The organism is Aeromonas sp. LsrichE-8G (assembly GCF_022869435.1).
Lineage (GTDB): Bacteria > Pseudomonadota > Gammaproteobacteria > Enterobacterales > Aeromonadaceae > Aeromonas > Aeromonas caviae.
This window is the reverse complement of sequence record NZ_JALIHH010000085.1, coordinates 1-293: the sequence shown is the minus strand read 5'-3', so window position 1 is coordinate 293 and position 293 is coordinate 1. Positions and strand designations below refer to the sequence as shown.

General features: G+C 58.0%; 1 protein-coding gene. It reads left to right on the top strand.

The genetic code is table 11. From position 1 onward, the window contains the following. The coding region (locus MUW49_RS13680) for a transposase (RefSeq protein WP_244812889.1) at positions 1–293 on the top strand (293 nt) is incomplete at both ends.

Genomic DNA, 293 nt, shown 5'->3' with positions numbered 1-293 from the left:
GACCGTCTGTTGCAAATGACGGTCTCGCCTCAGGCTCGCAAGAAAAACCCGGCGTTGCCGACACACTGGCAAGTTCGCGCAGTGACCTATGAGGTGGCAGGCAAGGAGAAAACGGTCTTTACCTCCCTGCCCGTGGCGCGATTCAGCGCAGCTCAGGTGGCGACCCTGTACCACGAGCGCTGGGAAATCGAGCTGGGATACCGGGATATCAAAAGCGCGATGCAGCACAACGCCATCACGCTGAGAAGCAAGAAAGTGGACTTGGTCTATCAGGAGCTGTGGGGATTGCTGCT